This is a genomic window from Acinetobacter sp. GQ146 (assembly GCF_059758585.1).
In genome coordinates this window covers 341,095-355,008 of sequence record NZ_JCAXDV010000002.1, presented here as the reverse complement: position 1 = coordinate 355,008, position 13,914 = coordinate 341,095, and the positions used below count along the sequence as shown (strand labels likewise).

Here is a 13,914-nt window from a genome sequence, read left to right as displayed (position 1 = left end):
CATTTATGGCAACGCTTAGAGAGCCTGTAAAAATATTTATAGTTCAGTCTCTTGCTTGCTTTGAAAGTCCTCAACAAGTCGTAGAGTCTGTAAGACAAGAATTTGGTATTGAGATTGAACGCCAACAAGTCGCTTCATATGATCCAACTAAGGCAACGTGCAGAAATGTAAGCAAAAAACTAAAGGATTTATTTTATAAAACTCGAAATGAATTTAAGACCAATGTTTTTGATATTCCTTTAGCAAATAAGGCTGTACGTCTTAAAGAATTACAGAAGATATATAACGATCCAAAGGTAAATAGGATTCTAAAAACCAAGTTGATCAAGCAATTTAAAGACGAGATGCATGGTTATGAGATTCAACTCTTGGATATTCAATTAAAGCAACTAGAAATAGACAAGATTAAAAATGGTGATGGTGAGGGAGCTAACGATCCAACCCCAGTCAAGGTGACCATACAGGTCGTAGATGCGAGTAAATCAAATGCCGAACATCAATCCGACACTGAATGTTCCGCAGGCGAACTTTCTACAGCTGAAAAATAAGTTTCGTGCATTTGTCGCTGGATTTGGTAGTGGTAAAACTTGGGTAGGATGCTCAAGTCTCTGCGATAAGTCTTGGGAGTTTCCTAAGGTACCACTGGGTTATTTTGCTCCAACGTATCCGCAAATCCGAGATATTTTCTTTCCTACGATTGATGAGGTTGCCTTTGACTGGGGATTAAAGACCAAGATCTACGAATCAAATAAGGAAGTGGATATTTACTATGGTCGGCAATATCGAAGCACGATTATTTGCCGTTCTATGGAAAAACCACAAACGATCGTTGGTTTTAAGATTGGTCATGGTCTAATTGATGAATTGGATGTAATGCCTACAGTGAAGGCACAACAAGCATGGCGAAAAATCATTGCTCGTATGCGTTACAAGCAAGCGGGTTTGACCAATGGTATTGATGTTGCGACTACGCCAGAAGGTTTTAAGTTTACTTATCAGCAATTTGTCAAAGAAGCCAATTCAACACCTGCGAAACGTGCACTGTATGGAATGATTCAGGCTTCGACTTATGACAATGAAGCTAATTTGCCAGATGATTATATTTCATCGCTTTATGAATCTTATCCACCACAATTAATTTCAGCTTATCTGCGGGGGCAATTCGTAAACTTAACCAGTGGTGCGGTATATCCGGATTTTGATCGAAAACTAAATCATACGGATGCAGAAATTCAGCCCCATGAGCCTTTAATTATCGGCATGGACTTTAACGTCCTTAAGATGGCAGCGGTGATTTATGTGATTCGTGAGGGCAAGCCTTTAGCTCTGGATGAAATGGTTGGGGTACGAGATACACCGACCATGGCTCAATTGCTTATCGAGCGTTTTCCATTTCATGAAATGACTGTAATCCCTGATGCGGCTGGTCAAGCCAAGTCTTCGAAAAATAGTAGTGAATCTGATCATCAAATTTTGAGAGATAAAGGATTCACCGTCGAAGTAGATGGCACAAACCCAGCGATTAAGGATCGAATAAATGCAGTGAATGCTTTGATCTTGAATGGCGAGGGTGAGCGTACGTTGATGGTGAATACCAATAAATGCCCGCGCTTTACCGAGACACTAGAGCAGCAAATTTATGATGATTTTGGGATGCCTGATAAAAAATCAGGGCTAGACCATGTTGGGGATGCCGGTGGTTATCCAATTGCCAAGCGCTTCCCAATTATCAAGCCAGTTACACGAATAGATTTACCTATATTTGGATTCTAATATGAGCATTACAACAACACATACTGACTATGATAAGCACATTAACACTTGGAATAAGCTGGATGATGTTTGTGGTGGTCAGGAAGTCATTAAGGCAAAGCGTGAAACGTATCTACCCTTGCCAGCACTGTTTAAGACTAAAAATGACCAGAAAGGATGTGCGCGATATGAAGAATATTTACTTCGTGCCATCTTCCCTGGTGTAACAAGTCGAACGTTGGCAAGTCATATTGGTTTGGCTTTTGGCAAAACCCCAATTTTCAATCGACCTAACGACTTGGAATACTTGGAGCGTAATGCAGATGGTGCAGGTCGTTCTATCTGGCAGAGTGCGCAGCGTGCGACCCGATTGGTCAATAAGAATTATCGTTGCGGTGTGTACGTGGATTTTCCTGTTGTTGCTCCAAGCAAGAACAAGGAAGAGGAAAAGAACAAAGGTGCTTTTCCGATGATTCACATTATTAATGCCGCAGCAATCAGGGACTGGGATTACATTGTCGTCGGCAATCAAAAGAAGCTAAGTTTCGTGAAATTGCTTGAAACGGTGAAAAAGCGTAATGGTTTTAGTGTTGAGTCTTTTGATCAGTATCGAATCTTAACGCTAGAAGAAGCTGTAAATGGTGGTCATGTTTACACGGTTCAACTTCACACCAAGAACGAAAAAGGCGAGTGGGTGGAGGGAGATAAGTTTATCCCGACCGACTATCACGGCAAGCCTTGGGATTACATCCCTTTCACTTTCTGTGGAGCGGTTGATAACTCTGATGAAATTGGAACTGCGCCTTTGTATGAATTAGGCACCATGGAGCTTTCATATTATTGCAGCACAGCAGATGTTGAGGAATCAGCTTTCATTGTTGGCCAGCCTACATTGTGCTTTCCAAGCATCACTACCGAGCAGTACAAAATGGTGAAAGAGTCTGGTGCTAGTGTTGGTAGTCGCTCTGGTATCCCGACTGATGCGAAGATGGTCCAAGCTGAGAAAAATGGTCTTGCGTATGAACGCATGAATGACAAGTGGAACCAGATGAAAGAGCTGGGTGCGCGTTTGATTGAGGTGGGTTCTGCCAACAAGACTGCAACCCAAGCAGACAATGACAGCTCTATTCAGCACTCGGTTTTGTCATTGGTGGTAGCCAATGTGTCTGAGGCATTCACCAATGCATTGCGCTGGTGCGCAAAGTTTGTGATGCCGGAATACGACTTAAAGCCAAATCAACTCAGCTTTACCATCGCTCAAGATTTTAATAAGCCGAAATACGATCCTGTGCGTTCTCGTTTAATTTACGAGGCTTGTTTGAATGGCAGTATCCCTTGGTATGTTTGGTATCACTATGAGCAAACCGGAACACTTCCTGAAGATAAATGGGAAGATGTTGTTAAGAAACTTGAACAGCAAAATGATGGTGGTGTGAATAACCCGCCTGATGATGGTGAGTAAATATGAACACTTCAGCGCAGAAAGCCTTAATTGATGCGCTGAGCCAACATTCTGCGTATTTGTATCGTGCATCATCTCAAGCTGTAAATGAGCTGACAGCGAAATTTAATAAGATCTCTGATGCACAATTGCAGCGACTCAGTGAACTTTTAAACGAGTTGTCAGAGTCAGAACGCAAAGCGCTACAGAGTTTTAACTTTTTAAGCACAAACAAAACCAGCAAAAACATTCAAGAGATTCGATCTATTCTGAATGAGTGGTTCAAGTCTTTAGATGTAGAGTTGTTTGACGAGTTTGATCAGTCCACCTTGCAGCTGGCAATGTATGAAGCTACATATTCAGCAAAATTGATTGCTGGTTCTGCGGCAGTCGTAAATGCGGAAAAGATTTACAAGACTATAAAGGGTACGCCATTTGCTGGTGGCCAGTTGGTTGAGTATCTGTTTGCCGATATTGCTGCTTCGCTTAGAAAGAAAGTGGAATACGTCATTCGTGATGGTATTTCACAAGGGCAAACTAATCAGCAAATCATTCAGCGCATTAAAGGCCGCAAAGCAAATGATTATAAAGACGGTTTGCTTGAATCAAGTCGAAGTTCAATTGAGCGGCAGGTTCGTACAGCACGAAGCCATATTAGTAATGCGACATACATTGATACCTACAAAGCACTTGGCTATGACTATGTAAAGGCCGTTGCCACTTTGGACGGTCGCACCTGCAAGTACTGCGCCTCAATTGACGGAACCGTATACGCAATTGATGATCCGAAGCGACCGCGGTTCCCAGTTCATCCCCATAACCGCACTACCTATGCGCCATGTGACAAGGATGGGAATGTTGCAGGTTTAAGACCATTTGTGGCTGATGCGCGAAAAGTTAAAGACATTCCAAAGGATCAGCGTGACGGCATCATTGGTCAGGTTGATGCAAATACATCGTTTAAAACTTGGTTTGATGATCAGGATGAAAATTTTCAGCGTACATGGCTGGGTAAATCGAAGTTTGAGCTGTACCAAAAAGGTGAATACAGCCTAGACAAGTTTGCTGATCCCTTGAATAAGCGGGGTTATACGTTGGCGGAGCTCAGGGATTTGGATCAAAAAACTTTTGAGGTAGTTGGATTATGAAATCAATTACATCCGTTCTAGATATTAATGAAATTCGCTACATCTTAAGCATGGATCTTGTTGTTATTCCATTTCAGGCCAATCCAGTGCGCAGACAAATGATGTGGATTGGTCTTGGGTGGTCAATTAAAAAGGCGGTAGCAATATGACTAAGTCAGAACCCAAAGAAACAGGATTGGAGCGTACTGTATGGTTATTTGAGCGCGAGGTATTAGAAAGGCTTGAAAAAACCAACCTCGAAGATCATCACAAGGTTCTTGAGTTCAATCAATTTTCTATGGAATACGAAATTAAGCCTAAATTCAATAATGGTCGAGCTGACGCAATTGTAATGCGTAATACTGCAAATCATTGGTTGAAGATGTGGTTTATTGCATTCCAAACATGTACTCGTGAATATTTAAAAACCAAAACTTAAGTGAATTAAATTCAACAGAGCCAATAGGCTCTTTTTTTTGTGAGTAAAAAAAATGGAAAACCAGCATCAAAAAATCAAAGGCTATCGCGATTTATCACAGGAAGAAATTGACCTGATGAATGAAATCAAAGCAATTGGACCACAAGTTCAAGCTGTTATTGAAAAGGTTCAAAAGCACATTGCAACTCAGCGATACAATTGCAAGTGTGATGCAGGGCAGCAAGTTCATGACTTGCAGGAATGGGATCGTCTTGAGACTGCTACTCCTGAGCGTTTTGCAGCAATGGCAAAGACAGATTTTCAAACAGGGCTTATGTATCTTGTTCGCTCAGTGGCTCAGCCAATTAGCTTCTAAACAATCAAATCCAAATAGAGCACCCAACCGGGTGCTTTTTTATTGCCTGCTGAAAGCGGATGCGGACAGCGTAACGAGCGGATGCTCATTTTAGAAATAGGGTCGGATGACTTATGAAATTGAAATTAGACGAAAACGGTCACGTAGTGGTTCAGGATGGTAAGCCTGTTTATGTTCATGATGATGGTAAAGAAGTAGCGTTTGATGCACCGCAAACAGTAGCAACGATTTCACGCCTGAATGGTGAAGCTAAAACTCATCGCGAAGCCAAAGAACAATTTGAAGCGCAGGCTAAGGCTTTTGAAGGGCTTGACCCAGTGAAAGTAAAAGAAGCATTAAACATTGTTCAAAACTTGGATGCTAAAAAACTTGTGGATGCAGGTGAGGTAGACAAGGTGAAGGCTGAAATTACTGAAGCACTCAAGCAGACCTATGAACCACAAATTCAGCAATTAACCACTGAGCGCGATTCTGTGCAGCAGCAATTACACAGTGAATTGATTGGCGGTGGTTTCGCTCGTTCTAAGTACATTCAAGACAACATCGCTGTGCCAGTAGACATGATTCAGGCCACATTTGGAAAAAACTTCCAGATTGAAAACGGCAAAGTCGTGGCAGTTGGTTCAGATGGTCAAAAAATCTATTCACGCACTCGCCCTGGTGAAATCGCAGACTTTGACGAAGCCTTAGAAACTTTGGTTGGTGGATACCAGTACAAGGATTCGATTTTGAAAGGCTCTCAAGCTGGTGGCGGTGGATTCCAAGGTGGTGGTGGAAATAAATCAGGCCCTAAATCTTTGGCAGAATGCAAAACCAAAGAAGAAAAAATTGCTTACATGAAGCAAGTGGGCGAACAAGCATAAATTAATTTAAGGAGAGGCTCATGCCTTTTGATTTACAAGTTTTTAATAAGCAAACCTATGCTGCAATGACTGAAACAGTGGCACAGGACATTGAAAAATTTAATGAAGCCTCTCAGGGTGCCATTCAATTGATTAACGAGCCTTTTGGTGGTGACTTCAACATTGAAGCATCATTCAAAGCAATAGCTGGTATTGTCCGTCGTCGTAACGCATACGGCACCGGGACTGTTGAGGCAAAACGCTTAGAGCAAATGCTTGATGTGGCAGTCAAGGTTGCAGCGGGTACACCTCCAATTGAATATGAAAAGCAACAGTATTCTTGGATTCTCCAAAATCCAGAGCTTGCAGCTTTGACTATTGGTGAACAGCTGGCGAAAGCCCGTCTAGCAGATATGTTGAATGCGGGTATTTTGGGCGCATCTTCTGCGATTTCAGGCAATGTTAATGCGGTGCACGGTGATGGTACTGCTGCAGCATCATTCCGCTTGCTCAACAAAGGTGCAGCCAAACTAGGTGATCGTTCAAGTGCAATTCGCGCTTGGATTGTTCACTCCACCACAATGCATAATCTTTTTGATAATGCGTTGGCCAACTCTGAAAACCTATTCCGTTATGACGGTGTAAACGTTGTGCGAGATCCGTTTGGTCGTGTATTTGTTGTGACTGACGCTCCAGCATTGGTTGGTGATAATGCTGGTACAGCTTTTTACAACACGCTTGGTCTAGTTGAAGGTGCGGTGGTTGTAAATGACAACAACGACTTTAATGCTGAACTTGTGCCGGGTACTGGTGGTGAGAACATTAAATACACCTACCAAGCTGAATGGACTTTCGGTGCTGGCGTGAAAGGTTACGCATGGGATACATCAGCAGGCGGTAAGTCACCTACTGATGCGGCAATTGGTACACCAACCAATTGGGATCTGATAGCGTCAAGCATTAAAGATACTGCTGGCGTGCTTATCAAGTCTGCCTAAGTGAACCGCCCCGAAAGGGGCTTTTCTTTGCCTTATTGGAAATATTTAACATGAAACAAGAATCAAATAAGCGACTCTATTTTACCGATGATTTCTCACCTGAAAATGTGAAGAAGCTTCAGGAGGAAGGTTATATCCTTCGTAAGGCAAGTGCTTACCATGAAGGTGATACTTTGGAACCTTGTTTAGAAGTAGCCGGTGATGCTCCAAAAGCGTATTTGGATTTAATCGCAAAGAATAATGCGAAAATTATTACCACGAACGTAAAGGTTGGTATTTCGCCTGAGTTGCAGAAAGTCATTGATGACACAAAAGCCGAGTGTGTAAAAGTTCAGGCTGAAAACGATAATCTAAAGCAACAGATTGAGACATTAAAAGCAGGTTTTGCACAAGGCGAACCAGCCGATCTAAGCGGATTAGTTCCAACTGAACAATTTGATGCAGTAGCTCAAAAACTTACAGAAACCGAAGAGCAGCTCAATAAAGAACGTGAAGCTGGCAAAAAGTTAACTGCTGAAAAAGAAGCTTTATTGGCCCAAGTAAAAGACCTTGAATCCAAACTCAAGAAACATGCTGCTGAAGCGAAGGTTGCAAAAGCGGCTGAATCAAAAGCAGAGCAACCAAAGGAATAACCTATGAGCTTTATCACTGTTGCCGAAGCTGAATCTATCCTTGGGGCAGACTTTGCCGAAGATAGTGATAAGGCTCGACTTATTCTGCTAGCCAATACATGGCTTAAAAACGAAATTGGCTATGAGCCTGATCCTGTAGATCCTTTATTGATAGAAGCTGCATGCGAAATTATTAAAGGCATTCAGGCAGGTTTTATTTACTCTGGTGTTGCACGCCAAACCACCAGTGAAAGTGTAAAAGCTGACACAGTGCAGGTCAGTGAAACTTATGCTGAGGGTAGCGTGGAAATTTCTGAATATGAGCAAATTGCAAAGGCTTATATTGATTCATTAGATTTAAAGCCTAAAGGGTTTGGGTTTGAGGTGTTTCGGGCATGATAAATACCAATTACGTGCCTGAGTGGTATATCTCCCCATTTGAGCATGTTAAGTACACCTTGGCACGTAACCAGATTCATATGGATCTATTGTTTGATGACATGACTGATACGGATAGGTTTTTATCTGCGGGAGCTGATGCTCAGGTTGATTATTATGACAACGGAAAATACTGCATAGTTCAGCTTGGTGAATCTGGAGAGCTGACTCTACTTGAAAACCATGCACTTTTACTGCATGAAGCTGTGCATGTTTGGCAGCGAATCAAAGTTTTGATGGGTGAGAAAGAGCCAAGTAAAGAGTTTGAAGCTTATTCTATTCAGCGCATTGCTTTGGATCTATTCAACATGTATGAGGAAAGTGAAGTTCATGATTAAGAATAAGGTTCAATCCAAAGTAGCCCAAGCCTTTAATAAGAAACTAGGCGATGCTGTAAGTACTTTCACTTGCTCCAAAGAGATTCAATCAGGTGAGTTTGATTTTGAAACTGAAACCTATCCAACCGTTACGGTAGAAGCCTATAACGGAAGAGGCGTGTTATTTGGCTCGTATGCTAAAGATTTGGTGAAGCCTGCTGATTATCAGGTGACAGACTGTAAGGCCACGGTGCTGCAAAATGAAGTAACTCAGGTGCCACAGATTGGTGATGTGTGGGCGGCTGCAAAAGGGAACTTTAAGGTTGTGAATATTAGTGTAGATCCAACGGATAGTATTTGGATTTGCCAGTTAAGGAAAGTTTAGTAATATCCCTCTAAATTTAGGGGGATTTATGGCTAAAAATAATTTAGAAGAGAAAATTAAGGATGTTGTGTTTTGGACTATTGTTTTCTTAATTTTGTATCTAATTGTTGGTTTTCTACTTGAAAGCTCATGGTTATTTAAACCGCTTAAATTAGAAGATATATATGATTTATTAAAAGATGGGCTAGGGATTACTGCTGCGTTTCTTGCTCCAGTTGCTGCATTTATACTTTTTACTGATTGGAGAAATGAGCATGTTGAAAAGAAGCTCGATAGTATTGCCGATAAGCTTCTAATTGATATTAATGATATTGAGTTAATTTTATGGCATAGCCACTATAAGCCAGCAATTTCAGTAATAGGACATGATGTTAGTTTAATTAAACATCACACCAAAGGCTCATTGTTTGATATGAGAAAGGCTTTAGCAAATGATATGAATATCATTAAAGGTTTAAGCTCATTTACACCTTTAATAGCATCTCAATTGTCTGATTTTATTAATACAACTCATAAAATAGAGGACAAAATCAAGCTGTTGAAGTTTGATGAGAATCGCCCAGATACGGAAAAAATACCAACAGATGTAAGGTTAACGTACATGATAGAGGTTACTAGAGGGTTGGAGAAAATTAGCTCTTTAAAATCCCAGCTTTTTGAATCACTAAGCGACATGAAAATTAAATCAAAGTAACCCACTTCAGTGGGTTTTTTAATGGGTGAAATTTATGATTTATCTAGATGATTCAAAACTTATTCAGCGCGCAGCTGATAGCGACAAAGCCTTTCATGTGGATGTACGAGCTGCCAATATTAAAGCTGTGTATTTAGATGGTGAGCGCATTCGAGATGCTTTCTATGTTGATATTGAAAAGGGTTTCCTAATTCGAATTAAGACAGACATTGAGTGCAAGGCTGTATTGGTTAATGGTGATATAGCACATGAAATCCTATTCGGGGTGGTGTCAGTAGAATATCGGGAGTAGGTGATGGGCTGGAAAAACAAACCGACGAACTTTACGCATGAGATTGAAAAGCAGGGTGAAGAACGCGCTAAGCGGCTTCTAACAATAGGCATTCAATCAGTGGTGTTTGGTTCACCTGTAATGGATGGAACCTATAGGGGTAGCCATAAAGTATCAATAGGTCAAGAAGATTATCAATTCGATCCAAACCATAATGACCTTGGCGGGGCAAGCACTATATCGAAAGGTCTTGCTCAAATTATGAAATTCAGGCTTGGTGACAAAGCTTTCATCCAGACCAATGCTGGCCATGCTTATGCATTAGAAATTGGACACTCTAAACAAGCACCTTATGGGGTTTATTCGATAGCCTTTCTAAATATGAGAAACGTAAAATGAACTTAACCCAAGCAGAAACCGAAATTAAAAAAAGGATTGGTCAATTTGTCTTTACTGGTTTGGATAAGGTAAATATTCAGCTAATTAATCAGCCATTGGTTGGTGGCAAACCGTTTGAACCGCCAAGCGACAAACCATGGTGCCGAGTAGCAATTCAATATGCTGATAGCAACATTGCGGGTGTTGGAAATCAACCATGTATTCGGAATTACGGCATCATTGCAATCCAATGCTTCACACCCAAAAATACCGGCACTATCACAATGACAAAGCTGTGTGAGAGCTGGGCTAATCACTTGCAGTCGTATTCAGTGGGTGATTTGGAAATCTATTTGGTTCACGCACCACAAAGCGTGGATGATGATAATTTTTATGCTAAATTGATTCGAGCGGAATTTAGGGTTAACTAAAATGGAAATGCCTGAAGAGTTGTACGAATACAGGTTGCTCACTTGTGATTATGGTGAGCCGCACAATCGAAATCACAAACTAATAGGCAGTTTTGATAGTCGCAAAGAGGCAGAGGAATATGCGGTAGCAACCCTTAATTTAAATCTAAAAAATGAAACCTATGAGTTTGAAATTTCGCGCAATTTAAGCGAGTCAAAAATTGCAGCGATGTATCAAGAGTTGATGCTTTATAGATCTGGGCAGAATTTAGGGTGAATTAGTATGAGCGCAGATTATCTTCGTTATCAAAATGAGCGACAAGAATTAATAAGTCAAATCAGGTTGCTTAGCTCTGATCCAAGTGTGCTTGAGCATTTAGAAAATAAAACCATAACAGAACTTATGCGTATTTATTATGCGGGTTTTGATAATCATTGTGCTCGATGTGGCAATGAGGTCAAGATTCTGTCATTCAAATCAATATATCGAAGCAATGCTTCATAAGATTAAAGTTGAACACAGCCGCCGATATGGCGGTTTTTTTACGCCTATAAGGAGCAAATGCCATGTCAAAAGGCACCGATGTGGTTATCCACATTGCAAAAGAAGATAGTCCCAACACGTTGCCTACATTACCTGTATGGCATACCTTGCGCCGAACTTCGGATTCATTAAAAAAATCCGTTTCAGTCACGCAATCCGATGAATGTATTGATACCCGATTTGAGCAAGGATCTTCAGCAACCTCTGGTGAAGCGGTAGGGAATATTGAATATGAATTATCAGCACTCAGCCAAGATATGTTCTTTGAAGGGGTGGCTGGCAATGTGTTTACAGCTTCAGGTACTCCTGGTGTAGATACCTTGGAAATTGGTGGTGATACATTACCAACCTATACGATTGTTAAGCACGACAAGAAAGTTGGCCTAATTCAAGTGTTTTCAGGTTGTCGTATTGGTCAGCTTACTATTCAAGGCGATACTGAAGGGAAGATCACGGGAAGCGCTTCAATTAGTGCGACTGGATACGAAAGTCCAGCAGTTACTCCCGTGGCTTCACCTCTAGCGCCGACAACGACACCATTCTTGTCATCAATCAACGTGAATACATTCAAAATCAATGGCGCATCGACTGTTGGTACTGCATGTGCTGAATCTTTCACTATTACGATCAACAACAACCTGACTGCCAAGCCATGTTTGGGTAACGAAAGCTTAATCCCGAATCGCTACACAGAAGGTAAAGTATCAATCACCTTGAATGTAACGCTTGCATTGACCACCACATCAAAAGCATGGATTCCATATGTGGAAACACGCCAGACCATGACGGCTGAAATTGGGATTGAAGATACATTGGGTAACGCATACGGCTTTGACTTCACCAAGTTGGAACTTGATAACGATGGCTTATCAGACACCAATGCAACCGACGATCATACGCTTGCAATGGAGTTCCGCCACGTTAAAGAAGCACCAACCATTACACGCACAACTGCATAACTTGAGCCCCATACGGGGCTTTATTTTTAGGATAAGAAAATGGCTTTAAAAGTAGCGATTCAAGAGAGTAAAAATGTATCCGCATGGAAGGATTACAAGGATGCTGAAACTGGAAAAGTGCTGGCAAAATTTAAAATCCGTGGTGCCAATTATCAGGCTTACCTAGTTGGCTTGGAACGTGCACAAAATCAGATTGCATCCAAAGGCTATAACGTATCAATGGCAACCGGTGAGGACAAGCTCTGGCATGATCTACTCATGGAGGCTGCTGGGTGTCACTTGATTGAAGATTGGCAGGATGTGGTTTTCTTGGAGAAAGGCAAAGAAGTTGAAGTGTCTTATTCGGCAGAGAACGCAACTAAATTACTTAGCATGGGTAAGACTGGGATGCAGATCTGGAACTTCATTAAAGCTCAAGCTGTCCTGATTCAGATCGAAGCGGACAAGCTAGAGGCTGAAACTTTGGGAAAGTCATCCAACTCTACCGATGGCACACCGGAGACGGTGGATTAACTGAACACCAGAAGAAGATTCGCGAAAAGCTCGGGCGTAAACCAGAAGATGCACCCGAGTATAGTTTTGTAGCGAATAGCATTCTTGCAGCCTATAACGTGATTGCGCGGGCAAGGCCATACGAACAAGGCACACCGCTTGCACTTGGCTCATCCAATATAAGGTCTTATTTAGAGCTGTATGATGCGCCGTGTGAGTTGTATATCTTTGTGCGCTGTGTGTTTGCTTTGGATAACCTGTATTTGGATAGAGCTTATAAGAGAATGGGTAAAGCTTAATAATTTGTTGTTATCTAAGAAAAAATACGGTTAGCCTATTAGCTATGTTTTTTTGCAGTAGGCTCATTCATAATGATTAGATGTCGCGAACGAATTTTGCTGAATAAACAAACAATAAAGAGCCGTTTGATGTAAATTCGTATATTCAGCAAAATAAGATTCTAGACTACTTCACAGCAGCCAATGGTTACTCTTAGAAGTGCGAGTAAAACACGTATTGTTATTGCAGAACAATAAGGGATATTCATGAGAAGATTAATCTTGATTACAGGCTTGTTAGCCTCGAGTTTTAGCTTTGGTGCGAGCTGGGAGGTAATGGGTAAATCTAATAATATTAAGCATTACTATGATGTTGATTCAGTAAAACCATTAGAAAAACACCAATTTGAGTTTTGGGAAAAACATGTTGGCAAAACTGAAAATAGAACTATAAGAGCTAAAGTTGATTGTGTTAATGATACCTATACCGTGATAGATACTTATAAATATCATGGAGATGAAATGGTGGAATCAATAACTGGCAAGGAGTATAAGCTTGTTCCTCCACCTGATACTGTTGCCTATCTAACAATTGAAAGAGTATGTAATTACGGCACAACACTTGAAATAGAAAGACTAAATCTTCCTGAACAAAAGAACTTTAAGAGTGAAGCCGAATATCAAGTAGCTAAATTTTTCGCTTTTGGGTTTGAAGATTACACGCCCACAGAAACGATGATGAATGAATACTTCGATTTAATAGAGTCTGTAGACACAAACGGTAAAATCTACAAAGAATTAATTAGAGTGCTTGATGGTATTGATGATTTGAAATTGAAATACATAGGCCTAAAAACAACCTACCAATAGAATTAAGAGTGACTGCTTGAAATTTAATCGAATTGTGATACAAAAAGGCTCCACTTTATAATAATGAGGGTCACATGAAGAAAGTATTAACAGTTTTATTGATGGTAACTTTTACTTCAGCAGTATTTGCTCACAGTGGAGGTACTGATAGCAGCGGTTGTCATACGAATCACAAAACAGGTGAGAGACACTGTCACTAGAAAAAAAGCACCCTAGGGTGCTTTTTTATTGAATGGTTGAAAAATAGCTGGAATGTGCATCACCTTGTAAGATCTTATTTAGAGAACGAAATCTATGATCATAGATTTTTTAT

Annotated in this window: 22 protein-coding genes; all 22 read left to right on the top strand. The window is 40.9% G+C overall.

Annotated elements, in window-relative coordinates:
- The first annotated feature begins 5 nt into the window (after positions 1 to 5).
- The 22 genes from AC6CHI_RS04865 to AC6CHI_RS04760 all read left to right on the top strand — a co-directional run bounded on the left by AC6CHI_RS04865 (position 6) and on the right by AC6CHI_RS04760 (position 13,801).
- Positions 6 to 548, top strand: coding sequence for a DUF2280 domain-containing protein (locus tag AC6CHI_RS04865; protein ID WP_498119765.1), 543 nt, complete (start codon positions 6 to 8; stop codon positions 546 to 548).
- Entirely contained in the window at positions 487 to 1,773 is a 1,287-nt protein-coding gene (locus AC6CHI_RS04860) for a terminase large subunit domain-containing protein (RefSeq protein ID WP_498119763.1), read from the top strand. The genes AC6CHI_RS04865 and AC6CHI_RS04860 overlap by 62 nt, the downstream gene beginning before the upstream one ends.
- A 1-nt stretch (position 1,774) precedes the next feature.
- Complete coding sequence (locus AC6CHI_RS04855; protein ID WP_498119761.1) at positions 1,775 to 3,214, top strand: DUF4055 domain-containing protein; 1,440 nt, start codon at positions 1,775 to 1,777, stop codon at positions 3,212 to 3,214.
- 2 nt (positions 3,215 to 3,216) lie between these two features.
- Positions 3,217 to 4,341, top strand: a complete 1,125-nt coding sequence (locus AC6CHI_RS04850; RefSeq protein ID WP_498119759.1) for a minor capsid protein — start codon at positions 3,217 to 3,219, stop codon at positions 4,339 to 4,341.
- A gap of 145 nt (positions 4,342 to 4,486) precedes the next feature.
- The gene (locus AC6CHI_RS04845; protein ID WP_498119757.1) at positions 4,487 to 4,759 is read left to right on the top strand and encodes a hypothetical protein; all 273 of its coding nucleotides are present in this window, start codon (positions 4,487 to 4,489) and stop codon (positions 4,757 to 4,759) included.
- Between the two features lie 52 nt (positions 4,760 to 4,811).
- Positions 4,812 to 5,114, top strand: coding sequence for an Acb2/Tad1 domain-containing protein (locus AC6CHI_RS04840; protein WP_498119755.1), 303 nt, complete (start codon positions 4,812 to 4,814; stop codon positions 5,112 to 5,114).
- Between the two features lie 113 nt (positions 5,115 to 5,227).
- Positions 5,228 to 5,977 (top strand): DUF6651 domain-containing protein, encoded by a 750-nt coding sequence (locus tag AC6CHI_RS04835; protein WP_498119753.1) that lies wholly within the window; start codon positions 5,228 to 5,230, stop codon positions 5,975 to 5,977.
- 20 nt (positions 5,978 to 5,997) lie between these two features.
- Positions 5,998 to 6,954 carry a major capsid protein gene (locus AC6CHI_RS04830; RefSeq protein WP_498119751.1) on the top strand — a complete coding sequence of 319 codons (957 nt, stop codon included), beginning with the start codon at positions 5,998 to 6,000 and terminating at the stop codon, positions 6,952 to 6,954.
- Between the two features lie 50 nt (positions 6,955 to 7,004).
- Positions 7,005 to 7,586: a hypothetical protein gene (locus AC6CHI_RS04825; protein ID WP_498119749.1), complete on the top strand. Its 582-nt coding sequence runs from the start codon at positions 7,005 to 7,007 to the stop codon at positions 7,584 to 7,586.
- Between the two features lie 3 nt (positions 7,587 to 7,589).
- Complete coding sequence (locus tag AC6CHI_RS04820; protein WP_498119747.1) at positions 7,590 to 7,964, top strand: hypothetical protein; 375 nt, start codon at positions 7,590 to 7,592, stop codon at positions 7,962 to 7,964.
- On the top strand, positions 7,961 to 8,341 hold the full coding sequence (locus AC6CHI_RS04815) for a hypothetical protein (RefSeq protein ID WP_498119745.1): 381 nt from the start codon (positions 7,961 to 7,963) through the stop codon (positions 8,339 to 8,341). The genes AC6CHI_RS04820 and AC6CHI_RS04815 overlap by 4 nt, the downstream gene beginning before the upstream one ends.
- Positions 8,334 to 8,705, top strand: coding sequence for a glutamate 5-kinase (locus AC6CHI_RS04810; RefSeq protein WP_498119744.1), 372 nt, complete (start codon positions 8,334 to 8,336; stop codon positions 8,703 to 8,705). Before AC6CHI_RS04815 ends, AC6CHI_RS04810 begins: the two co-directional genes overlap by 8 nt.
- Positions 8,706 to 8,733: 28 nt before the next feature.
- Entirely contained in the window at positions 8,734 to 9,399 is a 666-nt protein-coding gene (locus AC6CHI_RS04805; protein ID WP_498119742.1) for a hypothetical protein, read from the top strand.
- A 34-nt stretch (positions 9,400 to 9,433) separates the two neighbouring features.
- Positions 9,434 to 9,691, top strand: a complete 258-nt coding sequence (locus AC6CHI_RS04800; protein ID WP_498119740.1) for a hypothetical protein — start codon at positions 9,434 to 9,436, stop codon at positions 9,689 to 9,691.
- 3 nt (positions 9,692 to 9,694) lie between these two features.
- Positions 9,695 to 10,069 carry a hypothetical protein gene (locus tag AC6CHI_RS04795; RefSeq protein WP_498119738.1) on the top strand — a complete coding sequence of 125 codons (375 nt, stop codon included), beginning with the start codon at positions 9,695 to 9,697 and terminating at the stop codon, positions 10,067 to 10,069.
- Complete coding sequence (locus AC6CHI_RS04790; RefSeq protein ID WP_498119737.1) at positions 10,066 to 10,479, top strand: hypothetical protein; 414 nt, start codon at positions 10,066 to 10,068, stop codon at positions 10,477 to 10,479. Before AC6CHI_RS04795 ends, AC6CHI_RS04790 begins: the two co-directional genes overlap by 4 nt.
- Before the next feature lies 1 nt (position 10,480).
- Positions 10,481 to 10,735 carry a hypothetical protein gene (locus AC6CHI_RS04785; protein WP_498119735.1) on the top strand — a complete coding sequence of 85 codons (255 nt, stop codon included), beginning with the start codon at positions 10,481 to 10,483 and terminating at the stop codon, positions 10,733 to 10,735.
- A 6-nt stretch (positions 10,736 to 10,741) separates the two neighbouring features.
- The gene (locus AC6CHI_RS04780) at positions 10,742 to 10,963 is read left to right on the top strand and encodes a hypothetical protein (protein WP_498119733.1); all 222 of its coding nucleotides are present in this window, start codon (positions 10,742 to 10,744) and stop codon (positions 10,961 to 10,963) included.
- Positions 10,964 to 11,025: 62 nt separating this feature from the next.
- The gene (locus AC6CHI_RS04775; protein ID WP_498119732.1) at positions 11,026 to 11,961 is read left to right on the top strand and encodes a phage tail tube protein; all 936 of its coding nucleotides are present in this window, start codon (positions 11,026 to 11,028) and stop codon (positions 11,959 to 11,961) included.
- A gap of 39 nt (positions 11,962 to 12,000) precedes the next feature.
- On the top strand, positions 12,001 to 12,474 hold the full coding sequence (locus AC6CHI_RS04770) for a phage-derived protein YdaY family protein (RefSeq protein ID WP_498119731.1): 474 nt from the start codon (positions 12,001 to 12,003) through the stop codon (positions 12,472 to 12,474).
- A gap of 524 nt (positions 12,475 to 12,998) precedes the next feature.
- Complete coding sequence (locus tag AC6CHI_RS04765; protein ID WP_498119730.1) at positions 12,999 to 13,601, top strand: hypothetical protein; 603 nt, start codon at positions 12,999 to 13,001, stop codon at positions 13,599 to 13,601.
- A 74-nt stretch (positions 13,602 to 13,675) separates the two neighbouring features.
- A complete protein-coding gene (locus AC6CHI_RS04760; protein ID WP_498119728.1) occupies positions 13,676 to 13,801 on the top strand; it encodes a YHYH domain-containing protein in 126 nt (41 codons plus the stop codon).
- Positions 13,802 to 13,914 lie beyond the last annotated feature (113 nt).

What these genes read in the sequence shown, in the direction of transcription:
- AC6CHI_RS04800 (WP_498119740.1), top strand. Translation starts at nt 9,434, where the DNA reads ATGATTTATCTAGATGATTCAAAACTTATTCAGCGCGCAGCTGATAGC.
- AC6CHI_RS04820 (WP_498119747.1), top strand. Translation starts at nt 7,590, where the DNA reads ATGAGCTTTATCACTGTTGCCGAAGCTGAATCTATCCTTGGGGCAGAC.
- AC6CHI_RS04775 (WP_498119732.1), top strand. Translation starts at nt 11,026, where the DNA reads ATGTCAAAAGGCACCGATGTGGTTATCCACATTGCAAAAGAAGATAGT.
- AC6CHI_RS04850 (WP_498119759.1), top strand. Translation starts at nt 3,217, where the DNA reads ATGAACACTTCAGCGCAGAAAGCCTTAATTGATGCGCTGAGCCAACAT.
- AC6CHI_RS04865 (WP_498119765.1), top strand. Translation starts at nt 6, where the DNA reads ATGGCAACGCTTAGAGAGCCTGTAAAAATATTTATAGTTCAGTCTCTT.
- AC6CHI_RS04810 (WP_498119744.1), top strand. Translation starts at nt 8,334, where the DNA reads ATGATTAAGAATAAGGTTCAATCCAAAGTAGCCCAAGCCTTTAATAAG.
- AC6CHI_RS04785 (WP_498119735.1), top strand. Translation starts at nt 10,481, where the DNA reads ATGGAAATGCCTGAAGAGTTGTACGAATACAGGTTGCTCACTTGTGAT.
- AC6CHI_RS04830 (WP_498119751.1), top strand. Translation starts at nt 5,998, where the DNA reads ATGCCTTTTGATTTACAAGTTTTTAATAAGCAAACCTATGCTGCAATG.
- AC6CHI_RS04795 (WP_498119738.1), top strand. Translation starts at nt 9,695, where the DNA reads ATGGGCTGGAAAAACAAACCGACGAACTTTACGCATGAGATTGAAAAG.
- AC6CHI_RS04855 (WP_498119761.1), top strand. Translation starts at nt 1,775, where the DNA reads ATGAGCATTACAACAACACATACTGACTATGATAAGCACATTAACACT.
- AC6CHI_RS04860 (WP_498119763.1), top strand. Translation starts at nt 487, where the DNA reads ATGCCGAACATCAATCCGACACTGAATGTTCCGCAGGCGAACTTTCTA.
- AC6CHI_RS04805 (WP_498119742.1), top strand. Translation starts at nt 8,734, where the DNA reads ATGGCTAAAAATAATTTAGAAGAGAAAATTAAGGATGTTGTGTTTTGG.
- AC6CHI_RS04835 (WP_498119753.1), top strand. Translation starts at nt 5,228, where the DNA reads ATGAAATTGAAATTAGACGAAAACGGTCACGTAGTGGTTCAGGATGGT.
- AC6CHI_RS04815 (WP_498119745.1), top strand. Translation starts at nt 7,961, where the DNA reads ATGATAAATACCAATTACGTGCCTGAGTGGTATATCTCCCCATTTGAG.
- AC6CHI_RS04840 (WP_498119755.1), top strand. Translation starts at nt 4,812, where the DNA reads ATGGAAAACCAGCATCAAAAAATCAAAGGCTATCGCGATTTATCACAG.
- AC6CHI_RS04825 (WP_498119749.1), top strand. Translation starts at nt 7,005, where the DNA reads ATGAAACAAGAATCAAATAAGCGACTCTATTTTACCGATGATTTCTCA.
- AC6CHI_RS04760 (WP_498119728.1), top strand. Translation starts at nt 13,676, where the DNA reads ATGAAGAAAGTATTAACAGTTTTATTGATGGTAACTTTTACTTCAGCA.
- AC6CHI_RS04780 (WP_498119733.1), top strand. Translation starts at nt 10,742, where the DNA reads ATGAGCGCAGATTATCTTCGTTATCAAAATGAGCGACAAGAATTAATA.
- AC6CHI_RS04790 (WP_498119737.1), top strand. Translation starts at nt 10,066, where the DNA reads ATGAACTTAACCCAAGCAGAAACCGAAATTAAAAAAAGGATTGGTCAA.
- AC6CHI_RS04765 (WP_498119730.1), top strand. Translation starts at nt 12,999, where the DNA reads ATGAGAAGATTAATCTTGATTACAGGCTTGTTAGCCTCGAGTTTTAGC.
- AC6CHI_RS04845 (WP_498119757.1), top strand. Translation starts at nt 4,487, where the DNA reads ATGACTAAGTCAGAACCCAAAGAAACAGGATTGGAGCGTACTGTATGG.
- AC6CHI_RS04770 (WP_498119731.1), top strand. Translation starts at nt 12,001, where the DNA reads ATGGCTTTAAAAGTAGCGATTCAAGAGAGTAAAAATGTATCCGCATGG.